We start from the raw sequence: 20,052 nt of genomic DNA, 5'->3' as shown, positions 1-20,052 counted from the left end.
ATTCGCTTTTGATTTTAATTAGGAACTAACAGTTAAGTGGTATTTAATATTGTATAATATTGCAATATTAATTACATATGATATAATGTGAAAATAAGATTAAAAATGTTTAAAAAAGGACAAGAATATAATATAAAAATTTAAATTTCAAGAAATAAATTTGTCAAAAAAGTATGATATAATTAAATTTAATATAAAGATTTAAGAAAGGTTAAATAGGTATACAATAAATTTATGAGAAATTTATACATAGTTGATAGATGTGAAGGAGAATATTATATTTTACAGTCTTTAGATAATGAAATATTAAATGTTCCTAAGAATAAATTCTCAATAGAATTAAAAAGTGGCGATGTAGTATACGAAGAAAAAAATAAATATTACTACAGTAAAGAAGAGACCACAAAAAGAAAAAAACATATTAATGAGTTGATGAAAGGAATGTGGAATGAGTAGTAATAAAACAAATTTTTTTAAAGATTTGATAATACCAGTTATTATAGCTGTAATACTTGCTATATTAATAAATAAATTTTTAATATTTAGAGTGTATATACCAAGCTCATCAATGGCACCAACTTTAAATGTTGATGATAGACTTTTAGTAACAAAAGTTTATAATCCAGAAAATTTAAAGAGAGGCGATATAGTAGTATTTAAGTCAAAAGAACTAGATGAGATTGTTATAAAAAGGCTTATAGGACTTCCAGGAGATGAAATAAGGTTTGATGGTACATCTGTTTATGTAAATGGTAAAAAGTTGGATGAACCTTATGTTAAAAATCCTATGGAGTTTTATGGTACATATAAAGTTCCTGAGGGAAAATACTTTTTCTTAGGAGATAATAGAGCAAATTCTAATGATGCTAGATTTTGGAAAAATCCATATATAAGTGGAGACCAAATATTAGGTAAAGCACAAGTTAAAATATATCCTTTCAATCAGATGGGATTTTTACAATAATTATAAGGAAAAGAGAGGTGGATTGAATGGAGCCAGAAAATCAAAAACAAAACCAAAATAAAAATAAGGCTGGGATTATATATTTTCTAATAGCCTTGGCGATTATAATGTCCTTTAATTATATTAGAGAGACATCAATGAATAAAGAAATTAGTTATACTACATTTCAACAAATGGTGAAAGATAAGCAAATTTCAAAAGTTGTAATAACTACTGAAAATTTAATTATTACACCAAGTGATAAGAGTGAATACAAAGGAAAGACTTTATATACAGCAAATATACCAAATAATGATTTACTTAATCAATTAAATGCAGCAGGAATTGACGTAACAGGAAAGAATCCTAAACAATCACCTATTTTTGACTTCTTAGTAAGTTATGGATTATTATTCTTATTCATGTTTATAATGTGGAAGGTGATATTCTCAAAAATGGCAGGTAAAATGGGTGGCGGAATGATGTCACTTGGAAAAAATAATGCCAAAGTTTATTTAGAAGATGAAATAGGAGTAACATTTAAAGATGTTGCAGGACAAGAAGAAGCTAAGGAATCTCTTGAAGAGGTAATTGACTTCTTAAATGATCCAAGTAAGTATACTGCAATAGGTGCAAAACTTCCTAAAGGTGTTCTTTTAGTAGGACCTCCAGGAACAGGTAAAACATTACTTGCAAAAGCGGTTGCAGGAGAAGCAAAAGTACCATTTTTCTCAATATCAGGTTCAAGTTTCGTTGAGATGTTTGTTGGTGCTGGTGCTAAGAGAGTTAGAGAATTATTTAAGGATGCTCAAGAAAAAGCTCCTTGTATAATATTTATTGATGAAATTGATGCAGTTGGTAAGAGTAGAGATAATCAATTACAAAGCAATGATGAAAGAGAACAAACACTTAATCAGTTATTAGCTGAAATGGATGGTTTCGATTCATCAAAAGGTATAGTAATACTTGGTGCTACAAATAGACCAGAAATACTTGATAAAGCATTGCTTAGACCAGGTAGATTTGATAGAAGGGTTATAGTTGACAGACCAGACTTCCCAGGAAGAGAAGCTATACTTAAAGTTCATGCTAAGGATATTAAGCTTGGACCAGATGTAGATTTAGAAGAAATAGCAAAGAGTACTCCAGGTGCAGTTGGGGCAGATCTTGCAAATATTATAAATGAAGCAGCACTTAGAGCTGTTAGAGAAGGTAGAAAAGAAGTTATTCAAGATGATTTAAGAGAAGCTGTTGAAGATATAATAGCAGGTAAGGAAAAGAAAGATAGAATACTTTCACCAAAAGAAAAGAAAGCAGTTGCTTTCCATGAGGTTGGTCATGCTTTAGTAGCAGCACTTTTAGATGGATCAGATCCAGTTCATAAAATTACAATAGTTCCAAGAACTATGGGAGCTCTTGGATATACTATGCAATTACCAGAAGAAGAAAAATACTTAATTTCTAAGGAAGAACTTATGAACCAAATAACTGTAATGCTTGGTGGTAGATCTGCTGAAGAAGAAGTATTTAATCTTGTATCAACAGGTGCTTCAAATGATATAGAAAGAGCAACTCAAACAGCTAGAGGTATGGTAACTATGTATGGTATGACAGAAGAGTTTGATATGATGGCTCTTGAGTCAGTACAAAATAGATACTTAGATGGTAGAGCAGTTAGAAATTGTAGTGAAGAAACTTCAACTTTAGTTGATAGAGCAGTACTTACTATAATAAAAGAAGCTCATAAGAAAGCAAAAACTATATTAAGAGAAAATAGAGATCTTTTAGATAAAATATCAAATGTTCTTCTTGAAAAAGAAACAATCTTTGGGGATGAATTCATGGAAATAGTTTATGAAAAATATCCTGAGATGAGAATTAAAAAAGAAGAAGAAGATAGAATAAAGGAAGAAGCTAGAAGAGAAGCTAAGATGCTTGCTGAAAGTAGAAAAAACTTTAGAAAAGAATCTTCAATATTATCTACTGAAAAAGCTGAAGGAGTAAATGAAATAGCTGTTACTGAAACTACTGCTGTAATAGTAGAAAATTTAGATTCAAATGAAAATAGTAATGAATGTAATCATAATGAAGAGCATTCAAATACTGAAGAAAATCATGGGTATGAAAAACATTTAAGCCATGATGAGAATAATGAAGACGGTGAATAGGTGAGTAATAATCTATTTTGGAAGGAGATATAGATAAAATGGAAAATAACCTAGATTTCCTTATGGAAGAAGCTCATTTAAATGAAACATTAAATACAATAAACGAAGAAATTTTAAGTTATATAGAAAAGAGAAAATATATAACTCAATATATTATAGATTACAGAAAAAAAGTAATAGAAGAATATAGAGATGATGAAGATAAAGTATTAGAATACTTTGATCATGAAGCTTATGTAAAAGAAGAAGCTTTTAAGAATATAGATAAAAAGCTTAAAGAATATACAATTTTAAAAGAATCACCTTATTTTGGAAAAATAAATTTCATAGAAGAAGGAGATTCTCCAGAAGAAATTTATATAGGTAGATTTGGACTTACAAAAGAAGGAACATATGAGCCAGTCATAGTAGACTGGCGTGCTCCTATAGCTTCATTATTCTATAAAGGAAATGTTGGTGAATCTTCATATACTTCTCCAGCTGGAGAGATAGGTTGTGATATATTATCAAGAAAGCAACTTGTAATAAAAAATGGAGAGCTTAAAGGAGTATTTGAATCTGCTATAGATGTAAAAGATGAGATACTTCAAATGGTTTTAACTAGTAATTCAAGTGAAAAACTTAAAGATATTGTAATGACAATACAAGAAGAGCAAGATGAAATAATAAGAGCTCCAAAAGATAAAGTTGTTGTTGTAAATGGGGTTGCAGGTTCAGGTAAAACTACTATAGCACTTCATAGAATATCATATCTTTTATATAATTTTAGAAAACAATTTGGTGACAAAGTTTTAATACTTGGACCAAATGATATATTTATGGATTATATAAATGGTGTACTTCCATCACTTGGTGAAGATGGAGTAGATAATATGACTTTTGAAGCTTTTGCAATTAAAGAAATTGGGCTTGATGAACCTATAACAGAGTTTTCTTATTATATAGAAGAGGCTATGAAGGGGAATGAAAAAGCCTTAGAAGAATATAAGTATAAGAGTTCATTTGAATTTGTTAAAAAATTAGATAATTCAATAGAAGAAATGAATGAAAATTATTTTGATGTAGAGAGTGTAAAGTTCTTTGGAGAAGAAATAGTTTCAAAAGATGAAATAAAAGAATTATTTAATAAACATTATGCTTATATGCCTTTATTTAGAAGAAGCGATAAAGTTAAGAGAATACTTATTTCTAAAATAAAAGATAAAAGAGATGAGTATGTTTGGAAGTTAAATAAAGAAATAGAAGAAAAGATAAGCACTCTTACAGAAGATGAGCTTATTTTTGAAAAAAACAATTTAGATTTCAATAGAAGATTAAGAATAAGAGAAATAGTAAGAGAAGTTATCAATGCAAGAGAAAGATTAAATGAATGGCTAAATAACGAAGATATAGTAAGTATATATAAGAGAGTTACAGCTACTAATAATCTTGGATTTATGGATCTTGCAGGAATACTTTATTTAATGATAAGGTTAAATGGTAAAAAGACTAAAAAAGAATATAAGCATGTAGTAATTGATGAAGCTCAAGACTATAATTATATTCAATTTATAGTATTGAAAGAGTTAACAGGAGCTAAAAGCTATACAATAGTTGGAGATAGTAATCAAAGGCTTATTGACACAAAAGAAGTTCCAGCAATGCTTAAATTAAATGAAATATTAGATAATGTAATGGAATTTAGCTTAAATAAAAGTTATAGATCTACTCAACAAATAATGGAATATGCAAGTAAATTCTTAGATGAAGAGAAAATTATACCATTAGTAAGAAGCGGAGAAGCTGTTTTAGAAGAAGAAACAGAAAGTTTAGGAGAAACAATAGATACTATAACTTCTATAATTGAAGATTATGAAGATGAAGGTCTTGAAAGTATAGCCGTTATAACTAAGAAAAAGGATGAACTTAAAGATTTATCTCATAATCTTAAAGAAAAAGTAAAAATACTTACATTTGATAGAAATGATATAATTTATAGAGGCGGAAAAGTTTTAGTACCAGCATATTTTGCTAAGGGACTAGAATTTGATGGTGTAATTATTTTAGAGGATGACACAGACACTCCAAATCTTGTAAAATATATAATGTGTACTAGGGCCCTTCACAGGCTATCAGTTATAAAACAAATAAAAAAATAAAAAAGATTGCGTAGAATTACGCAATCTTTTTTGTTTTTAAATAATAAAATATTGATTCATATTTTTTAAAAGATACGGTTTAAACTTTAAATTTTTCAAAGTCTAGTATAATATCATTAAAAATTTTATTTACTAAATTAAAATCCATGTGAGAAACATATATTTTTTCAAGTTTATCATGGGTAATTTTAGCTTCTGTAATTAATGATAATCCTTTATTAAGAAGTATATCAAATTCAGTTTTATCAAAGTCTAATTCTTCTTTATATTTTGCTAATATACTTTTATCGCAAAGTGAAGATAAATCAAAAACTGTTGCATTTAATTTAATTTTTGATAATTCATTTTCACTAAATACTCCAATCCCTTCAGATGGTATTATAATATGCTCTAGTTCATCTGGTAAAAGGGGATGGTGATAATACTCAACATATAAACCAAGCTTTTGAGCTGAAACTCCTAATGATTTTAATAAATCACTTTTATAAAGTCCAGGTTCTCCTTTAAGTACAAATATTTTGCCTAAAGATTTTGCAAGAAGTTCACTAAAAGAGACAATTCCATTTGGAGTAAAGGCAGTAGCAAAAAGATGTCTTTCACCTCCAAGAGTATTAGATGATTTTATAGGAAGAACAGCAGATTTAATAGTGGATTCAAGGTTTAGTAATAAGTCTTTATTTACAGATGATTTATTTATATACCTCCAATCTAAATATATAGAATTTGCAGATTTAAAGAATGTATATGCTCTAGAAAAACATTCGCTTATTTGAGTGCTTAAAGATATAATATCTTTTTTGTAATTAACCATATCTTTGCTATCTAAAGCAACTGCTAAATCAACAATTTTATCTATAGCACCAGGGGAGATAGGATCTGTCATATGAGGTGAAGTAGCATCTAATATTGCTGCCTTTAATTCCTTAACTAAAACTCCATCAAGGGATTGATCATCAGATGAGCAATGATATTCTTCAACAGTATATCCATTAGATTTAAAATGAAAGGCTAATTTTTTCATAAGAGAAGATTTACCAGTTCCAGGTCCACCTTTTAAGCATATAATTCTATTAGCTTCATCTTGAGATAATAAATATTTAAAAAGAGAGTAAAATCCATTTGGAGTATTATTGCCTAGAAACATATGACGGTTTAGAGTTTTATCCATTATTGCACCTTCTCATAAAATATTTTAAGTAATACATTATATATTTTTATATATTTATTTGTTACTAAGTAAAGAGTTTAGGTTAGGAGAATGTATAAAAATTACGTAAATATACATAATAATTGCATAAAAATAAAAAAATACAGAAAAATATAAAAAATACTTGCATAAATATAAATTTATAACGTATAATGATATCAAGCAAAAAACATGTAATAAGCAATAAATAAATTTGGGGGTACAAAATTATGAAAAAAGGAATATTAAAAAAAGTTATAACGACATTATTAGTTGGAGCAATTTCATTTTCAATGGTAGCATGTGGGGGCGGTACAGAAAAAAGTGAATCAGGGGCAAATAGTGGAGAAAAAACTATGCTTTCACAAATAAAAGAAAAAGGTGAGCTTGTAGTTGGATTAAGTGCTGATTATTCACCATATGAATTCCATACAATGATAGACGGAAAAGATACTATCGTTGGATTTGATGTTGAAATAGCAAAAGAGATAGCAAAGGACTTAGGGGTTAAATTAAATATAAAAGAAATGAAGTTTGATTCACTTCTTACAGCATTACCAGCAGGTCAAATAGATATGATTATTTCAGGAATGAATCCAGATCCTAAGAGAGAAAAAGTAGTTGATTTTTCAGAAATATATTATAAGGCTAATCATGGTGTATTAGTTAAAAAAGAGGATTTAAACAAATATAAAGGTATAGATGATTTAAAAAATATCAATTTAGGAGCTCAAATGGGATCAACTCAAGCTGATATAATAAAAAATACTATAAAAGGTGAAAAAGTTAAATTATTAAGCAATGTAAATAATTTGATATTAGAATTGAAAGCTGGGAAAATAGATGCGTTAGTAGTAGAAAAACCAGTTGGCGAAATGGCTATGTCAAATAATAGTGATATAGTTTTAAGTGATATATCATTTGAAGATGAAACAGGTGGAAATGCAGTAGCAGTTAAAAAAGGTCAAAAAGAACTTGTAGAACAAGTTAATAAAACAATAAATAGATTAAAGGAAAGTGGAAATATAGATAAGTTTATTATAGAAGCAAATGAATTAGCATCAAAGCAAGTTGAAAAGTAGGTGTTAATATGGGATATAAATTTGATTTTAGTTTTTTAAATGAATATTTACCTGTATTCATAGAAGGGGCAAAAATGACATTAATAATATCACTTGTTACTGTATTTTTTGGAACTTTATTTGGATCAGTTTTATATTTTATGAAAACATTGAATTTTAAAATTGGAAAAGTTAAACCTTTAGCATGCATTGCAACAGCTTATATAGAGCTTGTAAGAGGAACACCAATGGTATTACAAATATTTATGGTATACTCTGGCTCAGCATTATTTTTAGGAATTGATATTAGTGCATTTACAGCAGTTATATGGGCTATATCTTTAAATTCAGCAGCTTATGTATCGGAGATAGTTAGAGCAGGAATAAATGCAGTTGATAAAGGTCAAATGGAAGCTGCAAGAAGTTTAGGAATGAATAAAGTACAAGCTATGTATTTAGTTATAGTTCCACAAGCAGTAAAAAATATTTTACCTGCAATAGGTAATGAATTTGTAACAATAATTAAGGAATCGTCTATGGCCTCATTTATTGGAGTTGGAGAATTAATGTTTAGTGCAGATATAGTTAAAGGAGCAGTATATTTAACATTTGAACCATTAATTGTAGTAGCGGTATTTTATTTTATAATGACATTTTCATTAGGAAGACTTATTGGGTATTTTGAGAGGAGGTTTAAAGCAAGTGATATATGTTAATAACTTAAAAAAATCTTTTGGTAATCATGAAGTTTTAAAAGGAATAGATCAAGAGATTGAACAAGGTGAGGTTGTTGTTATAATAGGACCTTCTGGATCTGGAAAGAGTACTTTTTTAAGATGTTTAAATCTTTTAGAGGAACCAACAGATGGAGAAATAAATTTTGAAGGAAATAATATAACAGATAAAAAAATAAACATAAATAAAATAAGAGAAAAGATGGGAATGGTTTTTCAACAATTTAATTTGTTTCCGCATAAAACTGTACTTGAAAATTTAATTATGGCACCAATTAAGGTTAAGGGATTGGGAAAAGAAGAATTTATAGAAAAAGCAGAGATGCTTCTTGAAAAGGTAGGACTTTTAGAAAAGAAAAATGCATATCCAAATTCTTTATCAGGAGGACAGAAGCAAAGAATAGCTATAGCTAGAGCATTAGCTATGGAACCAGATGTAATGTTATTTGATGAACCAACATCAGCTCTTGATCCAGAAATGGTTGGAGAAGTATTAAATGTAATGAAATCATTGGCAAATGACGGTATGACTATGATTATAGTTACACATGAAATGGGATTTGCAAAAGAAGTTGGAGATAGAATTTTATTTATGGATGAAGGAAAAATTATGGAAGAGGGAACTCCAGAAGAAATATTTAATAATCCTAAAAATGAAAGAACGATAAGTTTCTTATCAAAGATTCTTTAATTTTCATTGCATATTAAAATATACACTAACGGAAAAATAAATAGTTATTTTAGCATAAACTAGCAAATATTCGTTTAAATGAATATGCTAGTTTATTTTTTTATAAAATTAACTCGAAAAATGAAGAAATTTATAGTAAAAATTTAATATTAATAAATAGTTAATAAAAAGCATTTTAATTTTAAAAAAAATACATAAAATTAACATAAAAGCCTTGTTTTTGTTAATTTATGGTGATAGAATGAATCTTGTAGAAAACGTTTCCTAAAATAGAAGGAAATAATTTTTTGAAGTTTCTGGAAAGGTTTCCATAAAGATTTATATGTAATTAAGTATATGGATTTTTTATTTTAATATTTTTGGAAAGGTTTCCGAAAGAGAGTATTTAGAATATTTATTTAAAGTGGGAGGATTAATATGGCAGGGTTAGTTTTTAAAAATCTGTACAAAATTTATGAAAACGGATTTGAGGCTGTAAAAGATTTTAATCTAGAAATAGAAGATAGGGAATTTATAGTATTCGTTGGGCCTTCAGGTTGTGGTAAATCAACAACATTAAGAATGGTTGCTGGACTTGAAGAAATAAGTGAAGGGGAACTTTATATAGATAATCAACTTGTAAATGATAAGGCACCAAAAGATAGGGATATAGCAATGGTTTTCCAAAACTATGCATTATATCCTCATATGACAGTTTATGATAATATGGCATTTGGTCTTAAGCTTAGAAAGATGCCAAAAGATGAGATAGAAGTTAAAGTGAGAAATGCTGCAAAAATTCTTGATATAGAGCATTTACTTGATAGAAAGCCAAAGGCTTTATCAGGAGGACAAAGGCAAAGAGTTGCTATGGGTAGAGCAATTGTTAGAAATCCAAAGGTTTTCTTAATGGACGAGCCTTTATCAAACCTTGATGCAAAACTTAGAGTTCAAATGAGAATTGAAATTTCAAAATTATATAAAGAATTAGATACAACATTTATATATGTAACACATGACCAAACAGAGGCTATGACCCTTGGTACGAGAATAGTAGTTATGAAAGATGGTGTAATACAACAAGTAGCAACACCTAATGAAATATATAATAATCCAATAAATATGTTTGTTGCAGGATTTATAGGAAGTCCTCAAATGAATTTTATATATGGCAATGTTATTGAAGAATCAGGAAAAGTCTATATAGAAATTAAAGGTAATAAAGTAGAATTACCAAAAGAAAAAATAGAAAAAATAAAAGCTAATGGTGTTTTAAATAAAGAACTGATTCTTGGAATTAGACCAGAAAAGATTTTATGTAATACTACTGATAAATCTGATAAAACAAAATTTAATTTTAATAGCACAATTGAATTAACAGAGAATTTAGGTTCAGAAACGTATGTTCATACAAAACTTGGAGAAAAAGCAATAATAATAAAAACTAAAGGTGGTTCAAATCAAGCTTTAGGAGAAAAGTTAGAGTTTTCTTTAAGTATTAATGATATACATGCTTTTGATAAAGAAACACAAGTTACAATATTCTAATTTAAAATGTCAAAATTAAATTTAAATAAAATATATTTATGATTTTGTGGAGGGGAATTTATATGGTTAAAAAGAAAATTATTGCTTGTCTTATGGCAGTAGTAGTAACAAGTTCATTATTTGTAGGATGTGGTGGTTCAAAAGGAGCTAGCGCAGAAGGTGGCAAGGAATTAACAGTTTGGACTAAAGTAAAAGAAGGGGAAATGAAGACAATAGAAGAAGAGGCTAAAGCTTGGGGAGAAAAAACTGGTAATACAGTTAAAGTTGTAAATGATGAAGGTGGATATCAAGAATATTTACAAGCAGCAAACTCAAGTAAAGGACCAGATTTATATATTGGAATGCCTCATGATAATTTAGCATCTTTCTATGAGTCAGGATTACTTGAAGAAGTTCCAGCTGATAAATTTGATAAGAGCAAATATAGTAGTGAAAGTGTATGGGATGCAACTTCATTTGAAGGAAAAAATTATGCAGTACCAATGGCACAAGAAACAGTAGCACTTTTCTATAATAAGGATAAAGTTAAAGAAGTTCCAAAAACAATGGAAGAACTAGTGGAAGTAGCTAAAAAAGATAAGAATGGATTTCAAATTGATTTAGGAAACTTCTATATTACAGGTGGTATAGTTCAGACTCTTGGAGGATATATATTTGGAGGAGAGCAAGGTAGCTTAAAGGCAGATGATATTGGTCTTGCAAATGATGGAGCAATAAAAGGATATGAATTCTTAGCTGATTTAGTAAGAAAGCATAAGTTAATGCCTGAGGATATTACTGGAGATATAGCATCAACAAACTTTAAAGAAGGAGAATCAGCTTTCTATATTTCAGGACCATGGGATGTAGAACAATTTGAACAAGCAAAATTAAACTTTGGTGTAGCTCCAATTCCAACTATAGGAGGAAATGATTATAAGTCATTCCTAGGAGTTCAAACAGCATTTGTTAGTGCTAAATCACAAAATAAAGATTTAGCTTGGGATTTATTATCAGACATAATTAACAATAAGAGCGAGGAATTATTCAAAGTTGGTAATAGAATTCCAGTATTAAAGGATGTTTTAAATAGTGATGCAATAAAAGAAAATAAATATTTACAAGGATTTGTAGATCAATCAAAAGTAGCAGTTCCAATGCCAAATATTTTAGAAATGCAAGCTGTATGGAATGCAACATCACAAATCACAAGATTATACAAAGGTGAAGATGCAAAAGCTGTATCTAAAGATATTGTAGATGCAGTTAAAAAGGGTATAGAAACACAACAATAATTAATTGATAACTAGGAAGGATGGAGGGAAAGGCTTTTCCTCCATCTTTTAAGTTAGAAGGAGAGAGGGGAATTATGAGTAAGAAAAAGGTAACTTTAAAAGATAATTTAAGAGCTATGAAATTCTTATCACCATCATTAATAAGTATGATTATATTAACAGTATTTCCTATAATATGTACTGTAATAATAGCTTTTACAAATTATAATATAAAAACATTAAATAAAGGTTTTGGTTTTGTAGGATTAAAAAACTTTAAAGATGTTTTATTTGGACCACTTAAAGAAGTGTTTTTACCAGTGTTTGGTTGGACAATAGTATCAGCAACAATAATTACATTGGGTGGATTTATTGTTGGACTAATATATGCTTTAGTATTATCAAATAAAAATATGAAAGAATCAGCAATATATAAAGGGTTTTTAGTAGTGCCTTGGGCGCTTCCAGCAGCAATTATAACAATTTCATTTACAGGACTTTTAAATAGTCAATATGGTGCAATAAATGAAATATTAATGAATTTACACATAATATCAGAACCTATAATGTGGCTTACAGAGGCGGGTCCAGCAAGACTTGCAGTATTATTAATTAGCATATGGCTTGGTTTCCCATATATGATGAATGTGTGTATAGGTGCATTATCAGCAATTCCAGAAACATATTATGAAGCAGCAAGTATAGATGGAGCTTCAACATTACAAAAGTTCTTTAAAATTACATTACCATCACTTGCAAACACAGCATTTCCATTATTAATAGGTTCATGGTCATTTAACTTTGGTAGTTTCACAGCGGCATTCCTTTTATTTGGAGGTGGACCTGTAAGACCAGATTCACCATTTGCAGGATATACTGATGTTCTTGGATCAGCAGCTTATAAGATGACAACTCAATTTGGTAGATTTGATTTAGGGGCAGCACTTTCAATTATATTATTCTTGATAGTTGGAACTATAGCGTTTTTCCAAATGAGAGCATCAGGACAGTTTAAGGGGGAATAGGTTATGGAATTAAAAAAGAAAAAATATAAGCATAAAAGAAAAATGACAAAGCCAGAAAAAGTAACGCTTTGGATGAGTAGAATATTTATATGGATAAGTATACTTGTAATATTATTCCCAGTTCTTGCAATTGTAACAGCATCACTTTCAACTGGTTCAAGTTTTATACAAAAAGAATTAATACCGAAAGATATTACTCTTGATAATTACCTTTTTGTATTAAAAGAAACTGATTTTTTACTATGGGTATGGAACTCATTTAAAGTTTGTTTCTTTGTTGCAGCAGCACAAGTTCTTATGACATTACCGGCAGCTTATACTTTTAGTAGATTAAGATTTTCAGGTAAAAAGTATGGTCTTATGTCATTATTAATACTTCAAATGTTTCCAGCTTCAATGGCGTTACCTGCAATATTATCAGTTGCGTATAGATTAAATGGTATGGACAACCATTGGTTCTTAATATTAGTAATGTGTGGAGCAAGTGCCTATAATATATGGTTAATGAAAGGATTTATAGATGGGCTTCCAAAGGAACTTGATGAATCAGCATTAGTTGATGGAGCAAATCATGGTCAAATATTTAGAAAAATTATATTTCCATTATGTAAACCAATGCTTGTTGTTATATTCTTTTTTTCATTTATTGGAACATTTGGTGAGTTCATTCTTTCAGCAGCATTACTTAAAGATCCAGGACTTAAAACTTTAGTTATAGGATTAAAATCATTTATGGATAGTGGAGTTTCAACAAACTGGACTGCTTATGCAGCAGCATCAGTAATGGCTACAATACCTCTTGCTATATTATTTGTATCAATACAAAAATTTGTATCAAAAGGATTAGTAGCAGGGGCAGTTAAAGAATAGAAATAAGTTATAAAAAAGATAATTAAATTTTAAAAAATATATTAAAACCCTTCCTAAAAATATGTTGAAAATAGATTAGTTAAATTATACCTTAAGTAAAAAATGTAAAATATATTTCAAAAATTATATATGAAAATAAAGGATTTTAATAAAAAATGTCTAATATAGTTTATTGAAAGATAATGTTTACATTGATGAAAAGAAAACAAATTATATCATAAAAGAGGAGCTATGGGTATGAATATCAAAGATATTGCTAAAATTGCTGGAGTTGGAATTGGAACCGTTTCTAGGGTTATAAATAATCATCCTGATGTGAAGGATGAAACTAGAGAAAAGATTAAAAAAATAATAAAAGAAAGTAATTATATTCCTAATAATAGTGCCAGAAATTTAAAAATGGTAAATTCAAAAACTATTGGGGTTTTAGTTAGAGGGGTATTCAATCCATTCTTCTCTGAAATGATAGACATAATAGGAAAAGATATACATGCTAATGGATATACAATGTTATTAAAGCATACAGATTATTCTGCAAAGGGTGAAGATGAGGTAAAAAACTTAATAGAGTTTCAAAAGGAAATAAAGCTTCAAGGAATAATATATTTAGGTTGTGATATTAAAGATATAGATGAAAATACTTTTAAAGATATATCAGTTCCGTTAGTGTTAGCATCAACAAATAATACTTACAATACTAAAGTTAATAATTTTTCTTATATAGGAATAAAACAAGTTGAAGCAGCCTTTAATGCTACGAAATATTTAATAGATACAGGGCATAAAAATATAGCTATAATACTTGGTCTTAAGGAAGACGCTGGTCTTGGATCTGAAAGATTACTAGGATATATTAGGGCAATGAAGGAAAATTCTTTAGAAATAAAAGAAGATAATATAGCTTATGGTGAATATAGTACTAAAGGAGCCTATGATACAACAAAAAAACTTATAGAAAAAAATAAAGATATAGATGCAATATTTTGTATATCAGATATTATGGCTATAGGTTCAGCAAAGGCATTAGTTGATAGTGGATTGGAAATTGGAAAAGATATATCAATTATAGGTTTTGATGGTATGGATGTAGCTGAATTTTACAACCCTTCAATAACAACTGTTTTACAGCCAAGGAGAGAAATAGCAGAAAAAAGTATGGATGTCTTATTAAATCTTATAAAAAATAAAGGGGAAAATAAGCAAATTGTATTAGATACAAAGCTTATTGAAAGGGATTCAGTAGTTAAAATACATAAATAACAAAAGGATGTGAGAATGTATGAGTATTAAAAGATTTTCATTTGGAGAAATAGTTAATTGCAATTCTGTAGTAATAAATTTAGAAAAAGAAAATGGACAAATACCTTACTTTTCAGAAAATGATGCTATACTTAATCTCAAATTAGAAAAAGATGATTTAGTATATGGGTTAGGAGAAAACGTAAGAGGAATAAATAAAAGAGGCTGGATATTTGAAAGTTATTGTACAGATGATCCAAATCATGCTCAAGATAAAAGATCACTTTATGGAGCACATAATTTTATAATAATACATGGAAAAACAAGAAGTTTTGGTGTGTTTATAGATACACCAGCTAAAGTTAAGTTTGATGTAGGATATACAGATTTAGATAAATTATGTATAGAAGTAGTGGGAAATAACTATGATTTATATATTATAGAAGAAAAAAATGTTAATGAAATATCAAAAAAATTTAGAGAGCTTATTGGTAAAAGTTATGTTCCACCAAAATGGGCATTTGGTTATCAACAAAGTAGATGGAGCTATGCAAATGAAGATGAAGTAAAAGATATTGGGAAAAAATTCAGAGAAAAAAATATTCCAATAGATTGTATTTATTTAGATATAGACTATATGGAAAGATTTAAAAACTTTACTGTAAATAAAGAGGCTTTTCCAAACTTTGATGGAATGGTAAAGGACATGAAGGAAGAAGGAATAAGATTAATTCCTATAATAGATGCTGGTTGTAAAATCGAAGAAGGTTATGATGTTTATGAAGAAGGAATAGAGAAGGGATATTACTGTAATGATAAAGAGGGAAAACCTTTTGTTGCTGCTGTATGGCCTGGAAAAGTACATTTTCCTGATTTCTTAAATAGTGATGCAAGACTTTGGTTTGGTAAAAAGTATAAATTTTTAGTTGATAAAGGAATCGATGGATTTTGGAATGATATGAATGAACCAGCAATATTTTATTCAGAAAAGGGATTAAAGAAAGCTTATGAAAAAGTTGAAGAAAGCAAAAATAAAAATTTAGATATTTATAGCTTCTTTGCTTTAAAAGATACATTTATGGGATTAAGTAATAGTCAAGCTGATTATAATAGTTTTTATCATAATATGGATGGACAGGTTATAAAACATAATGATGTTCATAATCTTTTTGGTCATAATATGACAAGAGCAGCAGCTGAAGGACTTGAATCAATAGATAAAAATAAGAGATTTTTATTATTTTCAAGAGCTTCATCAATAGGAATGCATAGATATGGTGGAATTTGGACTGGAGATAATACATCATTATGGGAGCATTTAGAGATGAATGTAAAAATGATGCCAAACTTAAATATGTGCGGATATCTTTATACAGGAGCAGATACAGGTGGTTTTGGTGGAAACTGTACAGCTGATTTAATGACAAGATGGTTCCAATTCAGTATGTTTACACCATTATTTAGAAATCATTCTGCTATGGGAACAAGAAGACAAGAACCATTTGCCTTTGGAGATGAAACAGAAAATGTTTTAAGAAAGCTTATAGAATTTAGATATGGATTAGTTCCATATATATATAGTGAATATATGAAATCTGCCAATAATGATACACTTATGTTTAAGCCACTTAGCTTTGAATATAATGATATAAATTCAAGAGAGATAGAAGATCAAATACTTATGGGAGATTCATTAATGCTTACACCAGTTGTAAAACAAAATGCTAATGGAAGATATGTATATCTACCAGAAGATATGCTTATGGTTAAAGGTAAATCTTTAAATGAATTAAATTATGAAGTTATGGAACAAGGACATCATTATATTAATGTAGCACTTGATGAATTTATATTCTTTATAAGAAAAAATAAGATGTTACTATTAGGTGAAAGTGCTAAAAATGTTGAGAGTTTAGAAAATAAAGAGTTTAATATTATAGCATTTATTCAAGATAAGGCAGAATATGAGTTATATGATGATGATGGAGTATCAAAAGAATATAAAAAAGGTAACTTTAATAAATTAAATATAGAAATAAAAAAAGATTTAAAAAATATAGATATAAAAGTTAATGGGGATATAAAGGGTAAAAAATTAAATATAAAAGTAATTTCAAAAGACTTAGGAGAAATTAAAAAAATATACGACATATAAGAAAGGGTAAATTTTTATGAGAAAGAGAAGTAGTGGGGTTTTAATGCATATATCATCTTTGCCAGGAAAGTTTGGTATCGGTTCCGTTGGTGAAGAAGCATATAATTTTATAGATTTTTTAGTTAAGTCAGGACAAAAGTATTGGCAGATACTTCCTATTGGTCATACTAGTTATGGAGATTCACCATATCAATGTTTTTCAGCTTTTGCAGGTAATCCACATTTTATAGATTTGGATATTTTAAAAGATGAAGGATATTTAAATGAGGAAGATTATATAAATGAAAATTTTGGGGTTAATGAAGAAAAAGTAGATTTTGGATTAATTTTTGAAGTTAGAAATAGAATATTAAAAATAGCTTATAAAAACTTTAAGAAAAATAAATTAAATAGACATAGAGAATTTGAATACAGACAATTTAAAGAAAAAAGTAAGTTTTGGCTTGAAGACTATAGTGCATATATGGCAATAAAAGATAAATTTAATTTAGTTGCATGGAGAGAATGGGACGAAGATATAAAAAATAGAGAAGATGAAGCTTTAAATAAATATAAAGAAGAGCTTAAAGATGAGATAGAGTATTATAAATTTATTCAATTTATATTCTTTAAGCAATGGAAAGAACTTAAGCAATATGCAAATTATAATGGAATAAGTATTATAGGTGATATTCCTATATATGTGGCAGATGATAGTGCTGATATGTGGAGTAATCCAAGTTTATTTAAAGTTGATGGAAATAATGTTCCTAAAGTAGTCGCAGGTTGTCCACCAGATGCTTTTTCAGTTACAGGTCAGTTGTGGGGAAATCCAATATATGATTGGGAAGCCATGGAGAAGGAAGAATATAAATGGTGGATTTCAAGAATAGAAGAAAGCTTAAAGCTCTATGATATGGTGAGAATTGATCATTTTAGAGGATTTGAATCTTATTGGGAAATTCCTTATGGTGATGATACAGCTATAAATGGAAGATGGGTAAAAGGACCTGCAATGAAATTATTTGATGCAATAAAAAGTAACTTAGGTGATGTTAATATTATTGCAGAAGATTTAGGATTTATGACTGATGAGGTTATAGAATTTAGAAATAAAACAGGATTTCCAGGAATGAAAGTACTTCAGTTTGGATTTGGAGGCGAAGATAGTACAGACTTACCTCATAATTATATAAATAATTCTATTGCATACACGGGTACTCATGATAATGACACAGTGCTTGGGTGGTTTGAAAGTGTAGCAACAGAAGAAGAAAGGGAAAAGTCATTAAAATATTTAAATATAAATAGTTTAGATGACAGTTATAGCTTCATAAGAAGTGTTCTTGGATCTGTTAGTTTTTTATCTATAGTAACAATGCAAGATTTATTGAATCTTGGAAGTGAAGCTAGAATGAATATACCATCAGTTTTTGGTGGAAACTGGGAGTGGAGAGTTAAGAAAGATAAAATTACAGAAAAATTAGCAGAAGAGTTATATGACTTAACTAAATTATATGGAAGAATTTAATTAGTTAAAATTAAAGCTAATTAAAAATAGTTTGCTAAAGTCAGTATGGGAGGAACTATTATGAAACAAAAATTAAAAAATGCTATGGAAAGACAATTAAAAATTAAATATGGAGTATCTTTAGATGAAGCTGAAAAGGGAGAAATTTTTTCTAGTCTTTCATCAGCATTAATGGAAAACATAGTAGATGATTGGAGTAATACAAATAAAATTTATTCAGAAGGTAAACAAGCGTATTATTTATCAGCAGAATATTTAATGGGTAGGACACTTGGAAATAATTTGATAAATTTAGGGCTTTATGAAGAAGTTTCAGAATTATTAAAAGAGTTAAATATAGATATAAATGAAATTGAAGAAGCAGAAGAAGATGCTGCACTTGGTAATGGAGGACTTGGAAGATTAGCCGCATGTTTTATGGATTCAGCTGCTGCAATGGAAGTTCCTCTAAGAGGTTATGGAATAAGATATTCAAATGGATTATTTAAGCAATATTTTAAAGATGGATTCCAACATGAATGTGCAGATAATTGGTTAACTTATGGTGATCCTTGGAGTATTAGAAAAAATAGAGATATAGTTAAAGTAAAATTTAAAGATATGGAAGTTAATGGGGTACCATATGATACTCCAATAATAGGATATGATAGCAAAAACATAAATACATTAAGGCTTTGGAAGTGTGAAGCAATAGAAGAATTTGATTTTCATGCATTTAATGAAGGAAAATATCAAAAAGCAGTAGAGCTTAAAAATAAAGCAGATGATATATCAAGAGTTTTATATCCAAATGATGATATGAAGCAAGGAAAACTTTTAAGACTTAGACAACAATACTTTTTAGTAAGTGCATCAATTCAAGATATAATAAGAAGCCATGTCAAAGTTCATGGTGAAAATTTTGATGAGTTATCTAAATATCATGCAGTTCAATTAAATGATACTCATCCAGTTTTGGCAATACCAGAACTTATAAGAGTACTTGTTGATGATTATGGACTAACTTTCAATAAAGCACTTAAAATTGCAAAAGAAATATTTGCATATACAAATCATACAATACTTGCTGAAGCACTTGAAAAATGGGACAACAAATTAATTGTTGCTTTATTTCCAAGAATACTTCAAATAATAAAGATGATTGATACAAGGTTTATAAATGAATTAAAGAAAAAAGGCTATTCAAAAGATGAAATAGAGGAATTTAGAATAGTTAAAGATGGCGTTTCTAGGATGGCAAACCTTGCAATATCCATAGGATTTGCAGTAAATGGAGTAGCAAAGCTTCACACTGATATATTAAAAGATATTGAACTTAACAATTGGTACAAGTTGTATCCAGAAAAGTTTCAAAACAAAACTAATGGAATTACTCCAAGAAGGTGGATTAGACTATGTAATAGAGAATTATCAGAATTTATTACAGAACTTTTAGGTGATGAATCTTGGGTTAAAGATTTAGGTAAACTTAAACAATTAGAAAAGTTTATTGATGATGAAGCTGTATTAGAAAGATTTATGAAAATAAAACATACTAAAAAAGAACAGCTTG

The 20,052-nt window shown here is 28.4% G+C and carries 16 protein-coding genes; 15 read left to right on the top strand and 1 reads right to left on the bottom strand.

Features of this window, described 5'->3' with window-relative positions:
• Positions 1–234 precede the first annotated feature (234 nt).
• From O212_RS0103065 to O212_RS0103050, 4 genes are read left to right on the top strand one after another with little or no spacing between them, the layout of a single operon-like run.
• Positions 235–456 carry a DUF3006 domain-containing protein gene (locus O212_RS0103065; RefSeq protein WP_024613694.1) on the top strand — a complete coding sequence of 74 codons (222 nt, stop codon included), beginning with the start codon at positions 235–237 and terminating at the stop codon, positions 454–456.
• On the top strand, positions 449–964 hold the full coding sequence (gene lepB, locus O212_RS0103060; RefSeq protein WP_029699142.1) for a signal peptidase I: 516 nt from the start codon (positions 449–451) through the stop codon (positions 962–964). The genes O212_RS0103065 and lepB overlap by 8 nt, the downstream gene beginning before the upstream one ends.
• A 26-nt stretch (positions 965–990) precedes the next feature.
• On the top strand, positions 991–3,111 hold the full coding sequence (ftsH, locus tag O212_RS0103055) for an ATP-dependent zinc metalloprotease FtsH (protein WP_024613693.1): 2,121 nt from the start codon (positions 991–993) through the stop codon (positions 3,109–3,111).
• Positions 3,112–3,149: 38 nt separating this feature from the next.
• Positions 3,150–5,249: a UvrD-helicase domain-containing protein gene (locus tag O212_RS0103050; protein ID WP_024613692.1), complete on the top strand. Its 2,100-nt coding sequence runs from the start codon at positions 3,150–3,152 to the stop codon at positions 5,247–5,249.
• A 79-nt stretch (positions 5,250–5,328) separates the two neighbouring features.
• Here the strand turns inward: O212_RS0103050 and O212_RS0103045 are convergent, their stop codons facing one another.
• Complete coding sequence (locus O212_RS0103045) at positions 5,329–6,417, bottom strand: hypothetical protein (protein ID WP_024613691.1); 1,089 nt, start codon at positions 6,415–6,417, stop codon at positions 5,329–5,331.
• A 248-nt stretch (positions 6,418–6,665) separates the two neighbouring features.
• Here O212_RS0103045 and O212_RS0103040 point away from each other — a divergent pair, with 248 nt between their 5' ends.
• The 11 genes from O212_RS0103040 to glgP form a co-directional block, all read left to right on the top strand.
• Positions 6,666–7,517, top strand: a complete 852-nt coding sequence (locus O212_RS0103040) for a transporter substrate-binding domain-containing protein (RefSeq protein WP_024613690.1) — start codon at positions 6,666–6,668, stop codon at positions 7,515–7,517.
• Between the two features lie 8 nt (positions 7,518–7,525).
• Positions 7,526–8,212 (top strand): amino acid ABC transporter permease, encoded by a 687-nt coding sequence (locus O212_RS0103035; RefSeq protein ID WP_024613689.1) that lies wholly within the window; start codon positions 7,526–7,528, stop codon positions 8,210–8,212.
• Positions 8,199–8,921: an amino acid ABC transporter ATP-binding protein gene (locus tag O212_RS0103030; protein WP_024613688.1), complete on the top strand. Its 723-nt coding sequence runs from the start codon at positions 8,199–8,201 to the stop codon at positions 8,919–8,921. Before O212_RS0103035 ends, O212_RS0103030 begins: the two co-directional genes overlap by 14 nt.
• A gap of 417 nt (positions 8,922–9,338) precedes the next feature.
• Complete coding sequence (ugpC, locus tag O212_RS0103025) at positions 9,339–10,448, top strand: sn-glycerol-3-phosphate ABC transporter ATP-binding protein UgpC (RefSeq protein ID WP_024613687.1); 1,110 nt, start codon at positions 9,339–9,341, stop codon at positions 10,446–10,448.
• A gap of 62 nt (positions 10,449–10,510) precedes the next feature.
• Positions 10,511–11,722: a maltose ABC transporter substrate-binding protein gene (locus O212_RS0103020; protein ID WP_024613686.1), complete on the top strand. Its 1,212-nt coding sequence runs from the start codon at positions 10,511–10,513 to the stop codon at positions 11,720–11,722.
• A gap of 74 nt (positions 11,723–11,796) precedes the next feature.
• A complete protein-coding gene (locus tag O212_RS0103015; RefSeq protein WP_029699141.1) occupies positions 11,797–12,726 on the top strand; it encodes a sugar ABC transporter permease in 930 nt (309 codons plus the stop codon).
• Between the two features lie 3 nt (positions 12,727–12,729).
• Complete coding sequence (locus O212_RS0103010; protein WP_024613684.1) at positions 12,730–13,596, top strand: sugar ABC transporter permease; 867 nt, start codon at positions 12,730–12,732, stop codon at positions 13,594–13,596.
• A 237-nt stretch (positions 13,597–13,833) separates the two neighbouring features.
• Positions 13,834–14,856, top strand: coding sequence for a LacI family DNA-binding transcriptional regulator (locus O212_RS0103005; RefSeq protein WP_024613683.1), 1,023 nt, complete (start codon positions 13,834–13,836; stop codon positions 14,854–14,856).
• Positions 14,857–14,875: 19 nt separating this feature from the next.
• Entirely contained in the window at positions 14,876–16,990 is a 2,115-nt protein-coding gene (locus tag O212_RS0103000) for a TIM-barrel domain-containing protein (RefSeq protein ID WP_024613682.1), read from the top strand.
• A 16-nt stretch (positions 16,991–17,006) separates the two neighbouring features.
• Complete coding sequence (gene malQ, locus O212_RS0102995; protein ID WP_024613681.1) at positions 17,007–18,500, top strand: 4-alpha-glucanotransferase; 1,494 nt, start codon at positions 17,007–17,009, stop codon at positions 18,498–18,500.
• Between the two features lie 57 nt (positions 18,501–18,557).
• Positions 18,558–20,052, top strand: a 1,495-nt coding sequence (glgP, locus tag O212_RS0102990; RefSeq protein WP_024613680.1) for a glycogen/starch/alpha-glucan family phosphorylase, incomplete at its 3' end; no start/stop codon positions are given.

Source organism: Clostridium sp. Ade.TY, from assembly GCF_000498355.1.
Taxonomy (GTDB): Bacteria; Bacillota; Clostridia; order Clostridiales; family Clostridiaceae; genus Clostridium.
This window is presented reverse-complemented; position numbering and strand designations above follow the sequence as displayed.